Source organism: Streptomyces sp. NPDC056222 (genome assembly GCF_042264065.1).
Classification (GTDB): domain Bacteria; phylum Actinomycetota; class Actinomycetes; order Streptomycetales; family Streptomycetaceae; genus Streptomyces.
Genome location: NZ_JBHJTL010000137.1, coordinates 1 through 15,435 on the forward strand (window position 1 = coordinate 1; position 15,435 = coordinate 15,435).

The 15,435-nt window shown below is 69.1% G+C and carries 11 protein-coding genes; 5 read left to right on the top strand and 6 right to left on the bottom strand.

Going from position 1 to position 15,435, the window contains the following annotated elements; genetic code table 11:
* The first annotated feature begins 334 nt into the window (after positions 1-334).
* Positions 335-1,303 carry a formylglycine-generating enzyme family protein gene (locus tag ACFC0D_RS35970; protein WP_376445596.1) on the top strand — a complete coding sequence of 323 codons (969 nt, stop codon included), beginning with the start codon at positions 335-337 and terminating at the stop codon, positions 1,301-1,303.
* 658 nt (positions 1,304-1,961) lie between these two features.
* Here ACFC0D_RS35970 and ACFC0D_RS35975 read toward each other — a convergent pair.
* The 3 genes from ACFC0D_RS35975 to ACFC0D_RS35985 form a co-directional block, all read right to left on the bottom strand.
* On the bottom strand, positions 1,962-4,319 hold the full coding sequence (locus ACFC0D_RS35975; protein ID WP_376445599.1) for an arylsulfatase: 2,358 nt from the start codon (positions 4,317-4,319) through the stop codon (positions 1,962-1,964).
* A gap of 353 nt (positions 4,320-4,672) precedes the next feature.
* Positions 4,673-5,671 (bottom strand): TrmB family transcriptional regulator, encoded by a 999-nt coding sequence (locus ACFC0D_RS35980; RefSeq protein ID WP_376445602.1) that lies wholly within the window; start codon positions 5,669-5,671, stop codon positions 4,673-4,675.
* Positions 5,672-5,808: 137 nt separating this feature from the next.
* Entirely contained in the window at positions 5,809-9,543 is a 3,735-nt protein-coding gene (locus tag ACFC0D_RS35985; RefSeq protein WP_376445605.1) for a S8 family serine peptidase, read from the bottom strand.
* Between the two features lie 655 nt (positions 9,544-10,198).
* Here ACFC0D_RS35985 and ACFC0D_RS35990 point away from each other — a divergent pair.
* Complete coding sequence (locus ACFC0D_RS35990) at positions 10,199-10,606, top strand: FKBP-type peptidyl-prolyl cis-trans isomerase (protein WP_376445608.1); 408 nt, start codon at positions 10,199-10,201, stop codon at positions 10,604-10,606.
* Between the two features lie 171 nt (positions 10,607-10,777).
* Here ACFC0D_RS35990 and ACFC0D_RS35995 read toward each other — a convergent pair whose 3' ends face one another.
* Entirely contained in the window at positions 10,778-11,146 is a 369-nt protein-coding gene (locus ACFC0D_RS35995; protein ID WP_376445611.1) for a PRC-barrel domain-containing protein, read from the bottom strand.
* Between the two features lie 492 nt (positions 11,147-11,638).
* Between ACFC0D_RS35995 and ACFC0D_RS36000 the strand changes: the two genes are divergently transcribed.
* Positions 11,639-12,094: an SsgA family sporulation/cell division regulator gene (locus ACFC0D_RS36000; RefSeq protein ID WP_376445614.1), complete on the top strand. Its 456-nt coding sequence runs from the start codon at positions 11,639-11,641 to the stop codon at positions 12,092-12,094.
* Positions 12,095-12,151: 57 nt separating this feature from the next.
* Positions 12,152-12,409 carry a WhiB family transcriptional regulator gene (locus ACFC0D_RS36005; protein WP_376445625.1) on the top strand — a complete coding sequence of 86 codons (258 nt, stop codon included), beginning with the start codon at positions 12,152-12,154 and terminating at the stop codon, positions 12,407-12,409.
* A 205-nt stretch (positions 12,410-12,614) separates the two neighbouring features.
* Here ACFC0D_RS36005 and ACFC0D_RS36010 read toward each other — a convergent pair whose 3' ends face one another.
* Positions 12,615-13,805 (bottom strand): PP2C family protein-serine/threonine phosphatase, encoded by a 1,191-nt coding sequence (locus ACFC0D_RS36010; protein WP_376445618.1) that lies wholly within the window; start codon positions 13,803-13,805, stop codon positions 12,615-12,617.
* A gap of 425 nt (positions 13,806-14,230) precedes the next feature.
* Between ACFC0D_RS36010 and ACFC0D_RS36015 the strand changes: the two genes are divergently transcribed.
* Positions 14,231-14,386 (top strand): hypothetical protein, encoded by a 156-nt coding sequence (locus ACFC0D_RS36015; RefSeq protein ID WP_376445621.1) that lies wholly within the window; start codon positions 14,231-14,233, stop codon positions 14,384-14,386.
* A gap of 155 nt (positions 14,387-14,541) precedes the next feature.
* Here ACFC0D_RS36015 and ACFC0D_RS36020 read toward each other — a convergent pair.
* Positions 14,542-15,435: AI-2E family transporter (locus tag ACFC0D_RS36020; RefSeq protein ID WP_376445623.1), on the bottom strand; the 894-nt coding region annotated here is incomplete at its 5' end.

The window sequence follows — 15,435 nt, forward strand, 5'->3', positions numbered from 1 at the left end:
GCGATGGTTCCGTTGGGCTGGACATCCGTCCTCCAGGACTGGGGCACGGCCTGGCGTGGCTGCCGTTGGTATCCATTCCTCCCGACCGTCGCAGACACGGCATCCTGTGTGCGCCATCCGGAGCGCCGGGCACGCGTGGTGCGGGGTACCCGGCACCGGCGGGGGTCGGGGCGGCACGAGAACGACCGAGGCGCAGGGATGCTTCATGTCTCGAGGCCCGGCAGCATCCCAGGGCGGCACCGTGGGCATCGCGCGCATCGTGTCGATGCCAGGATCAGACGTACCGGAGCCCGATCATCAGCGGATTGGCGCATTCGACCCTGATTGGTAATCAATGTCGGAACGTGGACAGAGCGGAAGCTGTTGCAGTCCGTCCCGTGAGACGGCGCGGCATGTGACCACGACGGTGCCGTCCACGCCCCCGGCCGGCGCGCGGGCGGACGGCATGGTGCGCATCCCCGGCGGTGAGTTCCTGATAGGGGCGGAAGACGACTGGACCGTCCCCGGCGACGGAGAGGGGCCCGTTCATCGGGTGCGACTCGCCCCCTTCCGGATCGACCGCTGTGCCGTCTCCAACGCGGAGTTCCTGGACTTCACCGGTGCGACCGGGCACATCACGGATGCCGAGCGTTACGGCTGGTCGTTCGTCTTCGCCGGGCTCCTGCCCGCCGACTTTCCAGACACCCGGGCGGTCGCCGATGCCCCCTGGTGGCGGCAGGTGCACGGGGCATGCTGGCGACACCCCGAGGGGCCCGGGTCCGACGTACACGACCGCGCCGAGCACCCGGTCGTCCACGTCTCATGGAACGACGCCACGGCCTACGCCGCCTGGGTGGGCAAGCGGCTGCCGACCGAGGCCGAGTGGGAGTACGCAGCCCGTGGCGGCCTCGAACAACGCGTGTTCCCCTGGGGCGACGAGCTGGAGCCCGGCGGTGAGCACCGGATGAACGTGTGGCAGGGCAGCTTTCCCGACCACAACACCAGCGCGGACGGCTGGTACGGCACAGCCCCCGTCACCGCGTACCCCGCGAACGGTTACGGCCTGCACAACATGTGCGGCAACGTCTGGGAGTGGTGCGCGGACTGGTACTCGCCCGCCTTTTACGAAGGCAGTCCGAAGGACGATCCGCTCGGCCCACCGTTGGGCGTGCAGCGGGTGATCCGCGGCGGGTCCTACCTCTGCCACGCCTCCTACTGCCGCCGCTACCGCGTCGCCGCCCGCAGTTCCAGCTCCCCCGACAGCAGCACGGGCAACCAGGGGTTCCGCTGCGTCCGCGACGACACACCGGCGAGGGCCCGGTGAGCGGCAGCGCGTGGACAGGGGCGGTCCGTGGCCGCGGTCACTGCCGGGTACGCCCTGTTCTCCCGGCGGCTGTCCACGACCGCTGTGTCGGCGCCGATGGTGTTCACCGGCTTCGGGGTGGCCATCGGTCCGACCGGGCTCGATCTCCTCGAGGGTCGGAGCGGCCCTGACACTGGCCCTGCTGACCGACGCAATGTCCGTACGCCGTCGGGATCAGCGCGTCGGCAGCTCCCTCCCCGGCCGCTTGTCGGGAATCGGGCTGCCGTTGACCATCGGGGCCGGCTGCCCCTGGCATGGGCCTTGCTGCCGGGGCTGACCGCGTGGAAGCCGGCACTGGTCGGGACGATCATGGCCCGACCGACGCGGCTCCGGGCAAGACCGCCGTGACCAGCCTGCGGGTCCCCCTCTCATACGCAGTGGCCTCAATGTCGAGAGCGGTCTCAACGACGGTTTGCACCGCAGCAGTACCACGGCTCCTGCGCGGGTCGGGGGCACCGTCAGCCCCTCGGAATGGGGTCCTTCTGGACGGCGAACCCCTCGTCCGACAGCACACCCTGCTCGTGGAGCCGGCCAAGACGTTCCAGGTGGGTGATCGCTTCGTCCGTCAGCCGCGAAGGGGCCGATGGATCCCTCGTTCTCCTCGGTGTGACGCCGTCGGTCACTGGCGTCCCATGGCGATGCGGATGCGGTCCTCGGGGCGGATGTAGTGGTCCGCGTCGTTCGGTCCGGTGTCGACCTGGACCCAGTGGATGTCACCGGTGAAGGCACCGTTGGCGCTCTCGTAGTCGGGGGTGACCGGGGTGCCGCTGTCCTGCCCGATGTCGGCTGTCTCGTCCGCCGAGAAGATGAACGGGACGGTGTGCTCGATGTGCCCCTCGCCCACCTTGTCGCCGTCGTAGAACAGAGACACGGTGCCGCCCTTGCCGAGGCCGCCGCCGTCGTAGTCGAACTCCATGCGCACCTGGTGCTCGCCGGAGGGCACTGGCCTCACGGCCTCGATCTCGGCCGTCTCCATGGCACAGAGGTTGTAGGCGAACTTCGCCCGGCCCTGCCTCGCGTACAGGCTCCAGCCGCCGAAGCTTCCGCCCTGCGCGAGGATGACTCCCGAGACAGGGCCGTTGGTGGAGGCGATCTCCGCGGTGATCGAGAACGACTTGTTCTTGACGTTGACGAGACTGCTCTCCGAGAGCCGACCCATGCCGCCGTACAGCAACTGGGTTTCGGTCTTGATGAGTTCGGGCCGTCCGGCGATCTCGGCGTTGAACCGCTCGGCCGTACGGTCGTCCAGGGGCAGTACGTTGAAGCGGGCGGCCTCGATCAGCCAGAGCCGCTGCAACTCATGCAATTTGTCCGGCATTTCGGCGGCCAGGTCGTGGGCCTGGGTGGGGTCGGTGGAGCCGTCGTACAGCTCCCAGACGTCGTCGTCGAACGCCACGGTCTGCCCGCCGATCACCCACGGGGTGCGGTGCTTGGTCACGGCGGACCAGCCCTTGTGGTAAATGCCGCGGTTGCCGAACATCTCGAAGTACTGCTGGTCGTGGCGCTCGGGGGCGTCGGCGTCGTCGAAGGTGTAGAGCATCGAGATGCCCTCCATCGGCGACTGCTGTACGCCGTTGACCGTCGTCGGCTCGGGAATTCCGGCAGCTTCGAGGATCGTCGGGCCGACGTCGACGACATGGCAGAACTGGCTGCGGACCTCCCCGGCGGACCGGATCCGGCTCGGCCAGCGAACGATGGTGCCGTTGCGGGTGCCGCCCCAGTGCGAGGCGACCTGCTTGGTCCACTGGTACGGAGTGTCCATGGCGTGCGCCCAGCCGACCGCGTAGTGGTTGAACGCCTCCGGAGTGCCGAACTTGTCGATGCGGGAGGCCATGAACTCCGGCGTCTCGATCGCGGCCATGCCGTTGAAGGTGAGCAGCTCGTTGAAGCTGCCGTGCAGACCACCCTCGGCGGAGGCGCCGTTGTCCCCGGTGATCACGTACACAAGCGTCTCGTCGAAGATGCCCAGCTCCTCCAGCGCCGCCAGCAGCCGGCCGACGTGATGGTCGGTGTGCTCGAGCATCCCGGCATAGACCTCCATCTGCCGGGCCAGCACTGGCTTCAGCGCGGGCTCGATCTCGTCCCAGGCGGGGATCTCCGCATGACGCGCGGTCAACTCGGCGTTGGGCGGTACGACTCCGAGTTCCTTCTGCCGGGCGAGGGTCTCCTCACGGATCGCGTCCCAGCCCTGGTCGAAGCGGCCCCGGTAGCGGTCGGACCACTCCACGGGCACATGGTGCGGTGCGTGTGTGGCGCCGGGCACGAAGTAGCAGAAGAACGGCCTGTCGGGCATCAGTGTCTTCTGCTGGCGCACCCAGGCGATGGCCTGGTCGGCGAGGTCCTCGGTGAGGTGGTAGCCCTCCTCGGCGGTCTTCGGCGGGTCGATCGGGCTCGTCCCGTCGTACAGCGCCGGGTCGTACTGGTTGGTCTCGCCGCCGACGAAGCCGTAGAAGTGCTCGAATCCGCCGCCGCCGGTCGGCCATGCGTCGAAGGGGCCGGCCGGGCTGGTCTGCCATACCGGCACCTCGTGGCACTTGCCGAACTGCGCCGTGGAGTAGCCGTTGAGTCTGAGGATCTCGGCGACCGGCGCCTTCGTGTTGGGTCTGATCGAGTTGTATCCGGGGGCCGAGGTGGCGATCTCGGTGATGCCGCCCATGCCCACGGAGTGGTGGTTCCGTCCGGTCAGCAGTGCCTGACGGGTCGGCGAGCACAGCGCGGTGGTGTGGAAGCGGGTGAAGCGGAGTCCGCCCTCGGCCAGACGCTCGAAGGCCGGGGTCCGGCAGGGCCCGCCGAAGACACTGGGCGCCCCGTATCCGACGTCATCGAGCATGATCAGCATGATGTTCGGCGCGCCGTCCGGAGGCAGCAGCGGCCGGATGGGCGCGAACGACGTGCCCGGGTCCTTGGCGTCGTACGTGATCGGCCCCGGGCGAGTCACATCAGGGATCGGCAGAATCTGGCGGTGGATCTCGGACATGGGCCGTGCCTTCCGTCCAGGTCGCCCCGGTAGGGCCACGCTTTCCCCTGCTCCTACTGCGCGTGTGGCGCACTTGAACACCGCCAACGGGGCACAGGACACCGCACGCCCGGGCCCCTCGTGCCGGGACCGCCCACCCCGACGGACTCCAGCCGCGTGTCGAGCCCCGCACTCACATGATCGCGTGCCCGGTCGTTGATCGCATGCCGTTGCCCGCGCCGCGACGGGGGCCCACAGCGCGCTCCTGGCGAGCGACGTTCCATCCGTGCGTGAGGCCGTAGGCCGCGGCAGGCCGTCCGCGACACCGCCCCTCGAACCGGCAGCTGAAGCGGGGCGACGCCGTCGCTTGCCGGTCACGTTCGAAGCGGCTCCGCCCAGCCGTTTCGTACCGCGCAGGCGCCGAGCTGCATCCGGGTCTGGACTCCGGCCATGTCCATGAGACGACGCAGCCGCCGATGCAGCGTGCGCGGTGACAGGCCGAGTTGTGTCGCGACCGTCAGGTCCGTCATGCCGGCCAGGAGCAGCGCGAGCATCCTGCGGTCGAGCTCGGTCGGGCCTTGCGGACCGACCGCGACGGTGGCTTCGGATTCTCCGGCCGTGGCCGACAGCGCGAGCGGGTGGGCGCTGTGCCATACCGTCTCGAACAGAGCGTCCAGCGCGTCCAGCAGACCGCTGCGGTGCAGCAGCACGGCGCCGGGCTCCCCGTACGGTGTGACCGCGAGCGGGACGAGACCGAGGTCGGCGTCGGCCAGCACGAGTTTCATCGGCAGCCGGTCGGCGACACGGAGTTGCACGCCCTTGCGCAGTGAGTCGATCGCGTCGTCGATGATGCCCGGCTCTGCCAGCACGGCCTGGTCCAGCACCGCCCGGAACTGCACGCCGCGGCCGATGGCCACGGGTTCGGCCGTGTTCTCGTCGGGCGGCAGGGCGACGAACGGCGCGGTGATGAAGGACCGGACCTCCGTACGTGCCGCCTGCTGCACCTGGAGGAATCGATGGCGGATGGCGTCGACGCCCGAGACGACCTCGATCAGGTCGTTGATGCTGTTGCCGGTCATCGCCGCTCGGTGTTCCTCGGCGAAGGTCACCAAGGCGTGCTCGGCCATACGCAGGCCGTCCCGGCGCTGGCTGATGAGAGCGCCGAGCGCCATGGCCGGCGGCGCGGCGGTGAACCGGTCGTCCGCCGACCTCGTCACCAGCCCCCACTGGACCAGACGGGACAAGGCCTTGTCGACGTGGGCATGCGGGAGGACGACCTGGTCGGAAAGCAGGATCGCGGTGGAGTTCGGCCGTCCGAGCAGCGCCCGGTAGACGCGCTCGTCATCGGGTTCGAGGCCAAGAACATCCAGCATCGGCGATCGATTCCCCTCCCCTTGCCGCAGCGGGGAGAGTATGCGCCATGGCGGCAGACCTTGAATAGTCCCTGGTGGGAGCGGGTTCAGGGGGAAGGGCCCCGGGGAGTCACCTCCCCGGGGCCCGACAGTGCTGTTCATCGCAGGCCGTACGCCCGGATGATCTCGTTCTTGACGCTGAAGCCGCTGTCCGTCTCGGCGCTCGCGCGGACCGAGATGAAGCCGCCGGGCTTTTTGGCCGTCCTGAACGAGCCCGTCCAACGACCGTCGGCGCCCTTGGTCACGGTCACCTTGTGCCAGGTCGCGCCGTCGTCGTACGAGACGTCCAGCTTCACCGTGGTGACGGTGCCCGGCAGGGAGCCGAGGCCCATCGACACCGGCTTGAGCGCGATCTCCTGGGTCGCGTTGGCCTTGACGTCGCCGTGCAGGTCCAACTCCAGCTTGTAGTCCAGGTTCAGCACCGAGAACGGCTCGAAGAAGTCCGAGTCGACGGTGTCGGACATGAACGTCCACTCCGTGTGGGTGCGCGTCGACAGCCGGAAGAGATCACCGGGCCGCTCGGCGTCGAGGACGGCGCGGTAGGGCAGGTTGCCCGCCGGCACCTCCACCCACTGCATGTCCGTGCTGGACGGGTTGTCGTGGATCAGCGTGTCGCCCTGGAAGACCTGCAGGTGGGTCGGCGTCTCACCCCACGGCAGGAATCCGCCCAACCGCATGGTGTCGTCGGCTGAGGCCCACGCCTGCACGTTCCAGGTCATGTAGTTCTGCCAGCGGGAGTTGTACACGCCGAAGGACTCGCTCTGACCGGGCCGGGTCGCTGGAGCGAACCAGTCCAGCCGGGTGGTGCTGGCCTTGGTGTAGGTGTTGTCGCCCGACACCATCACCCACGGCAGGGTTCCGTCGATGCCCTGTGCGTGGAACTCCCTCCAGACCTGGCCGGGGGTCACCCACTCGGTGCGGGTGCCCGGGTGCCACTCGCGCTCGGGGAAGTTGAACGACGGACTGAGCGTGAAGTCGGACCGGTATCCCTCCGCGGCCCGGCCGCCCGTGGCCGAGGAGTAGCGGGCATCGATCCGGGCGAGGTCACCCTTGGTCGGCTTGTAGACCAGGGCCCGGTCCGGAACCTGGCCGGGGTACTCCCGGGTGAGGTCGTAGACGAACGGCGTGTACTCGGTCTGCTGTGCGGTCAGCTTGAGGATGCCGGTCCTGGCCATCGAGACCAGGGCCCTGCCCGCGTCGCGGTGCACGGTGGCGACCGGGATGGCCGACTCGCCGACGTACTCCATCAGGGCACCGACACCGTCGTTGACCACGATCAGCGCCTTCGCGCCGGCCGCGACCGCGGCCTCGGTGCGTACGTGGGGCGAGACCTCGTCGCTGCGCTCGATGACGACGACCTTGCCCTCGGCCTTGACCTTCTCGTATGCGGCTGTCGCACCGTTGCCCGCGTAGACGGCGTCCAGCCTGTCCGTGGCGGTACCCAGGGCGCTGCCTGCCTGCACCAGGGCCTCGAACCGGAGCCGGCCGCCCAGTGTGCTCAGGCTGAGCTGCGGCTCGCCCTTGCGCCAGCGGGTGGTCAGCATGAACTCGCCCTGCTTCATCGGCTCCGTCGGTGCGACGTAGACGTCGTCGTACGTCGGCGGCAGCACGTACGCGCTGCGATAGTCCATGAACGGGTCGAGGCCCCTGTAGTGGACGTTGAAATCGACCTTGCGCTGGCGGTCCTCGGTGCGCTGTGGCGCCTCGGTCTGCAGCAGTCGTGCCTTGCTCGCGTCGAGCACCACGTCCGCGGCGCCGTCCTTGAGCACGGTCTCCGGGTCGACCAGCACAGCCAGACCCGATCGGTCCGCCTTCTCGCCCGCGACGTCGAGGTAGGCCGCGACGGTGTAGTGGCCCGATGCCATGCGCATGGTGGTCGAGCCCTGGACGTAGACCTGCCACGGCCAGAAGTCGCCGGCCAGGTTGATGGTGACCCAACCGGTGGCGGGCTTGCCGTTCCGGTCGAGCAACTTGATGTTCAGGTCGTACCGCTCCTCCTCCTTGAGCAGCGCCACGGAGGTGCGGGTCACCGGCTGCCCGGTGGCAGCGTCGGTGGCTGTCACGTGGCCGACGTGCCGGCCGGCCGAGGCGGCTTGCGGGTCGCCGGTCACCGGCACGGCGGCGGTGCCGCCCGCCGGGACGGTGACCGTGGTGGCTCCCAGCCTGAACGGGCCACCGCCGTCGGTCAGCGCCAGGTTGAGCGTGACGGCGGCGGAACCGGTGTTGGTGAAGGTCAGGTCCTTGGTGACGGCGCCGTCGCTCGGCTCGTGCGGCCATGTGTAGTTGCCGAAGAAGAGCGATCCTGTGCCGCGAACCGTGCTGCGCACGGCGGCGGCCACGTCGAGGCGGCCGGTGCCGACCTCGTACGGCGAGTATCCGCCGTCCAGGCCCTTCGCGGTGCTCATCAGGTGTTCCTTGAGCTGCGCGCCGGTCCAGTCCGGGTGCTGCTGGGCCAGGATCGCCGCCGCGCCGGCCACATGCGGGGTGGCCATCGAGGTGCCGCTGATGGTGCGGTAGAAGCCCTCACCACCGCCGGTCATCTCCTGCGAGCGGGCCGCGGTGATGTCCACGCCCGGCGCCGCGATGTCCGGCTTCATGCCGCCGGAGTGGGCCAGCGGGCCGGTGCTGGAGAAGGACGCGAGCCGGTCCTGCTTGTCCGTGGCGGCCACGGTCAGCGCAGAGGCAGCCGCACCCGGGGCGGAGATGCTCTCCGGGCCCGAGTTGCCGGCGGCTATGACGAACAGCGTGCCGTACTGGGCGGAGAGCGCATCGACCGTCTGCGACATCGGGTCGCTGCCGTCCGTGGGGTAGGAATCGCCGAGGCTCATGTTGACGACGTCCGCACCGGACTCGGCGGCCCACTGCATGCCGGCCATGACCCAGGAGTCCTGGCCGGAGCCCTCCGCGCCGCCGAGCACCTTGCCCACGTACAGGTCGGCGCCGGGTGCGACCCCCTTGTCGTCCCCTCCGGAGGCAGCGCCCGAACCGACGATCGTGCCGGCCACATGTGTGCCGTGCCCGTTGACGTCGGTGATGGCCTCACCCGGCACGAAGCTCGCCGTGCCGTCGATCAGACCGGCGAAGTCGGGGTGGTTGACGTCGATGCCGGTGTCGAGCACCGCGACCTTGACGCCCTTGCCGTTGTACCCGGCCGCCCAAGCCTCGGGCGCGCCGATCAGCGGCACGCTCTCCTTCAGACTGGCCTTCACGCGACCGTCGAGCCACAGCTTTTCCACACCCGCGCCCAACGTGGCGCTGCCGTGCGGGGCGACGGAGGTCCAGAAGGTACGGGCCTGCCGCTTCTCCGTGCTGAGCACCGCACCTCGGATGCCCTTGAGCTTGCGGGTCAGCTTGCTGCCGCGGGGAGCCGTCGGCTCGGCCGCCGCACGGGACTTCGGCTCGGCGTACGTCGCGATCAGCGGTACTGCGGCCGACTTCGCGTCGTCGTACCCCATCTCGATCAGGTCGGTGACGTTGAACAGCCGCCGGTCCAGCCTGTCCGTCCCCAGCAGCGGCGCAGCCTCGTCCGGGATGACGAACAAGTCACCTTCGACCTCCTGGAACTTCACGCCGCCGACGGCGCTGTCCGGCCGGTCGACTTCGGCGATCTGCTTGCCATCGGCCGTTGTGGTGACCGTGACGACGTCGCCGGTGACCAGGGTGACCTTGTGGGTCGCCGAGGACTCGGCGGGAACGGTGGGCTTGCTCGGAGCGGCTTGTGCGGGTGCCTGCAGCATTGCGAGGCCCGACGCCAGCAGGGGCACGGCGGTGGCTGCCGAGATCAGCCGCCAGCGCCTGCGCCGGAAGGCGGATGCATGAGAGGGGGAATACATGCCATGGGTCTATCGACCGGTGAACGCCGTCGTGAAGGCCTCACGACGGCAAGTCCTCGCCATGGCAAAGGCTTGTCAGCGGTGAATCGTGGGATTCCGGACGGAACACGACGACCCCCGGGCATCGTCGTGTTCCGTCCTCTTGCCGCCGGCATGCAGAGGTGGCCTTCCCCCCGCGCTGGAGGTCGCGGCGACACGGGTCTTCTCGCCTTGCCGACGTGCGCCCGGTGCACGACGGGGGTCGAACCTTCCTGAGGTCGCTGCGTCGGATCCCGGGTGGCAGAACGCCCTCGGATCGACCAGGCGGCCGCGCATCAAGCACAGCCTCTGCGTCAACGAGGAGCGTTTCGAGCAGGCCGGCATCTCGATGCCGGAGACCGGCGCGCTCGGTGCAAGACCAGCTCACCGAAGGGGCTGGATCGTCCGCATGCACAGGAACAAGCCCGTCGCACGCTGGTTCGCGCGGCACCCACGGCCCGAGGAGACGGTTCCGCCGCCGGGCGTCGGCAGGTGAAGCGGACCGGTCTTCCTCGACGAGACCGGCGGCGTGCTCCGGGTATCGGCATTCTCGGTAGCGTGATCATCTGCCGCATGGAGTGTCCATGTGTCCGGCTGGTCCGTGCGAGGGCTTCCGGCGGAGAGTGATGAGGCGGAGATGAGTGAACTGACAAAGCCCGAGGTGGAGGTTCCGGAGGGTGACGCTCCCACCGAGTTGACCATCCGGGACCTGGTCGTCGGGGACGGGCCCGAGGTGAAGCCGGGCATGGTGGTCAGGGTTCACTATGTCGGGGTGACCTTCGAGTCCGGGAAGGAGTTCGATTCCTCCTGGGGCGGGGGCCAGCCGTTCAAGTTCGCCCTGGGCGGTGGCAGGGTCATCAAGGGCTGGGACCGGGGGGTGCGGGGGATGAAGGTCGGCGGTCGGCGCGAGATCATCGTTCCCCCGCGTCTCGGCTACGGCAATCAGTCGCCCTCGCCGTTGATCCCGGCGGGCTCGACCCTGGTCTTCGTGGTGGACCTGCTCGAGTCGTACTCGGGCACAGCCGGGTGGAGCAAGGCCCAGTGACCCTGGCCGCTCCTCCCGTGCGACGTGCTGTGTCGTCTCCCAGGTGTTGGTGCCGCCGTGCTCCTCGCTGCCGCTCCCGCTCCCGCTTCCGTTTCCGCGGCGCCCGAACAGCTCCACCGGCATGAAGGAGGGCCCGAACTCGTCGAGTTCGGGCCCTCTGCACACCAAAGTTCAGACCAGCGGGCCTCCGAAGGGGCCTCCCGGGCCGTAGTACGTGCCCAGCTGCTGGCGGTAGTCGGGGTCCTCGAGGTGCTTGTCACGATGGAGCTCGGGAGCGTCCTTGATCTGCTCCTTGGTCTGCTCGACGAAGATCTTCCGTTCGTCCACGTCGATCCGAACCACGGTGCCGGCCGGAAGGAGGACCTCCTTGCCGAAGATCCACACCCCGGTGTCCACGACCAGATAGGCGTCACCCACCTCGTCGGAGTGCTTGTCCACCTTCCCGATGCTGCCGTCGATCGCCTCGACCTTGTAGCCGGTCAATTGGGTACCGGCCAGATGGCCTGCGGTCGACTTGTAGCTCCACACGTGCTCAGTCACGCGAAAACAACTCCTCCGGTAGGCGAGGACGGCCGACGGACGGCAGCCGCCCTCCTCTTCCGTGTGCCTTTCGCAGCGGGGTGCCTTCCCCGCCTGAAATCCGCCTGCCCGGACCCCGGCAACACATTCACCCGGTCACCGGGTTCTCCGATCGGACGGTGCCCTGACGACCGCTTCGCCGACGGCCGGGGCTGGCGTGCTCCACGACCTCGGCGAGCGCGGGGCGGATCCAGTACGGCCCAGCCATAGCGACATCGCCGTAACCGGCCGTGCCGGCCATGGAGTTGATCCCCCTGTCGCGTCGCCGCCCCGGTGCTAGCAATCCTGGTCCGGAGTTCGCCCTCGCCGGGGGACCCGATCCATCCAGCCGGAGGCGTACCTTTCACGCCCCTCTCGCAGAGAGAATGCGTGAAATGCTTGTCCGGGGTTACGAGAGCCGGGGTACGGCGCCGCTCAGGAAGCGGCGCAATGTCCCCGACGGAACTGGTGACGATGTCTGAATCGAGCCGGCACGAGACCACCCAGCCGCCCCCGACACCTCCGGTGCGGTCCTGGCACACCACAGCTCGTCAGGTTCAAGGAGGGATCGGGCTGCCCGTCGAGTCCACGTTCCAGTACGACCCCGACGACCCCTGGGCGGTACGCGTCACCTTCCGGCTTCCGCCGGGCAGAGCTGTCGACTGGACTTTCTCCCGAGAGCTGCTGCGCTCCGGGACCCGCGTCCTGAGCGGCGAAGGCGACATCCGGCTGTGGCCGCTGCGCCGCGGCGGCAGGGAGGGACGCGTCCGTATGCGGCTGGGCCCGGCACGGGCGTTCGCCGTGGTCGACGTCGACCGCGCGGGCCTGCGGAGCTGGCTGGGCGAGACGTACGTTGCCGTGCCCGAAGGAGGGGAGGCCGCGCGGATCGGCTGGGCGGCCGAGACCTCTCGGCTCTTCGCGCGGCCCTAGAGCCGGAATCCCGCGGGCCGGACCGACTACGAATCCGTGTGACAGGAGGAAATGATGCTGGACAGCTGGCGTGCACGTGCGGCCTGCCAGGATGTCGACCCCGACCTCTTCTTCCCGGTGGGGACAGGCGCACCGGCGCTGATCCAGGCCCAGGAGGCCAAGGAGATCTGCCGGCGCTGCCCCGTGCGCGAGGAATGCCTGCGCTGGGCCATGGACGACTCCCGTCAGGTGACGGGCGTATGGGGCGGCCTGCGCGAGGACGAGCGGCAGTCGCTGAAGCGAAGGTCACGCCGCCGGGCGAACAAGGCGGACTGAGCGCCTGCACGAAGCACGGTCGCATCCGGTGCAGGCATGGCGCCCGAGCAAGTAAGCCACGTGGAAGGCACGTCCTGAACCCCACGTGCCTTCGGGCGGCATTGCCCGGTCTCGACCGTGGCGCAGAGGGCCGGCACGATCTACCTGCCCTGCTACGGAACGGCCTCACCAGAAGAGGGTTGGTGCGGTCGTTCCGCCGAGGACATCACGTCGGCGCGGGGTGCCATTCCGCGAGGAGGATGGTGGCGTCGTCGTTGAGGCGATGGTCCTGGTGCGTCAGGAGGTTCTCGATCAGGCGGCGAAGGGCTTCGGGTGCGGGGTCGCCTGCCGCCATGGAGCGGATGATCGTGTCGGCGAGGCGGGTCTCGCCGAACAGTTGATTCCCGGTGGAACGTGCTTCGGTGACGCCGTCGCTGTAGAGGAGGACACGGTCGCCGGGTTCCAGCCGCGTACGGTGCTGGGCCGGGGCCAGCTCGGCGTGGAATCCGAAGCCGAGGGGAAGCTGAACAGGTCTTTCCAGAGCAGCGGTCAGCACATGACCGTCGCGGATCAGCAGGGGCGCGGGGTGGCCGCAGTTGACCCAGGTGAGCTCTCCCCTCACTGTGTCGAGATCGGCGATGATCCCGGTCATGAGGCGGTTCGGGATCCACTGGGCGAGGGTGCGGTCGATGGTTTGGGCGATGTCCGGCAAGGTGCCGCCGGATCGGCGGGTGGATCGGCAGGCTGCCAGGCCGACCGCGCTGGCACCGCCGGAGGCGAGGTCGTGGCCCATGGCGTCCAGGAGCGTCAGGTGCAGGCGCCCGTCGGTGAATCCGTGGTCGAAGGCGTCGCCGCCGATGTCGTAGGCCGGCTCCAGCACAGCGGTCGACGTGGCCTCTCTGTTCCCGATCGTCTTCGGTGGCAGGAACGCCCACAACAGTTCGGCCTGGAGCGTCATGGGGCGGCTTCGGCCTCGTGCGACGAGGAGGTCGTTGTGGGTCGTCTTGGAGATGACCAGCAGCGTGGCCAGGCTTGCCAGGGCCTTGCAGGAGTCCAACCAGCCGGAGTCCACGCCTGGGCCCGCTTCCATGACTCCGACGCGCTCGATCCCGTCGATCATCGGAAGCCAGGCGGTGCCGTCACTGCCCAATCGGACCCGCTGGGTGCGGTAGGCCAGGCCGGCCAGTGAGCTGTCGATGGCGAGTCTGTCGCCGTCGTCCGCTGCCGAGGCATCCGACCGCGACCTCGCGCTGTCGCGGAGGGGGAGCACCACCAGCCCCGCCTGCTGCACGTCGGCCACGTAGATCCGCGCCCGTGTCGCTCCCAGGCGCCGCGCGGCCTCGTCGAACAGGACGGGCAGTTCACCGGCGGACGCGTCATGCGACCGCTCCAGCACCCACGCCAGTACGGGACCCAACCCACTCCCCGTCGGCTCGTCAGCTCTCACCGCAGGACCGCCCCAGCACAGTGACAGTTCACAGCTACGCCCTCAGTTCGGACGGTTACGGACACGACCATCTTCGTCAGCCGTCAGGGCTCAGACCTCCCGACACGTCGAACATCGACGGAGGCGCTGGGGCGAGGCCCGGACGACGTGGTCGAGCTTTCGTGGGCGTCGCACGGCCCGAAGCACAACGCTGCCGGCAGCGATCCGATCGTGAGCAGGGAGCACGAGCCCTCCGGCGGCTGTCCACCGTGACGTCCTGCCCGCCGGGATGACACATACAACAGCGGGATACGGGCAGTCGCTGCTCACGGGTGGCCGGACGTCACCGCGTCGCCGCTCGCCTCTGTCCATGGCCTCGCTCCGAGCCTGGCCCCAATGAGAAACCGAGGCACGCCATGCTCCTTGTCGGAGTCATTCTGCTCATCATCGGATTCATCACGGGCATCGCCATCCTGTGGACCATCGGGCTCGTCCTGGCGGTCGTCGGCGCCATCCTGTGGATCCTCGGAGCCGTCGGACACCAGGTCGGAGGCCGACGCCACTACTACTGACCCGTCCCGAACACGCCGCGCTCCCACCCGAAAAGGGCCCAGGCGACCGCCCTGGGCGAGCGCGGCAGCGAACTCCCGGCGCCGCGACTGCGGCGCCGCGCCGCGCCGTTCGTCCGCCCTCCTGACGCCGGCATCGAGCACCCGCCGCCACATGGTCACCGGTCCGTACCCTCCTCGGTGTCCGCCGCGGTGTCCGCCTCCTGCTCCTCCTCCGGAAGCACCTGGGAATGCGCCGCGTCCGTCACGCTCCCGGCGGGATGGGCGCGGAGGTATCCGACCACCGTGTTGCCCACGGCGACGAGCGGGACCGCCACCACGGCCCCGCCGATCCCCGCGACGATGCCTCCGGTGGCGACGGCCAGAACGACCGCGAGCGGGTGAACCCGCACAGCCCGGCCCAGGATGAACGGCTGCAGCACGTGTCCTTCGATCTGCTGCACCAACAGGACGACCATCAGCGCCATCAGCGCCGTGAAGACGCCCTCGGTGACGAGCGCGACGACGACAGCGAGTGCTCCGGAGACCACGGCGCCGACGAGGGGCACGAAGGAGGACAGGAAGATCACCACGCCGATGGGAACGGCGAGCGGCACACCGAGAAAGTAGATGCCCACGCCGATGAAGACCGCGTCGATCAAGGCAACGATCATGGTGCCTCGCACATAGGCGGTGAGGGTCCGCCAGGCGCGCGGTCCGGCGCCGGCGACACCGGGGCGCGCCGCGGTGGGGACCAGCTTGAGCGACCACAGCCAGATGCGTTTGCCGTCGTACAGCAGGAAGAGGGTGGCGAACATGGCCAGCAGGAGCCCGGTGATCACCTCCACCAGCACCGTCACGCCTTGGAGGCCGGCGGACGTGATCTCACTCGTACTGTTGCCGATCGTGTCGCTCAGACTTTCGGCAATGTCGTTGATCTGCTTCTCCGTGACGTGGAGCGGGCTGTCGAGCAACCATCGTTTGAGTTCGTCGATGCCCTCCTGAACACGTTCGGAGAGGTTCCCGAGATTGTCGAGCACCTGCCAGACGACGAACCATCCGACCAGCCCGAG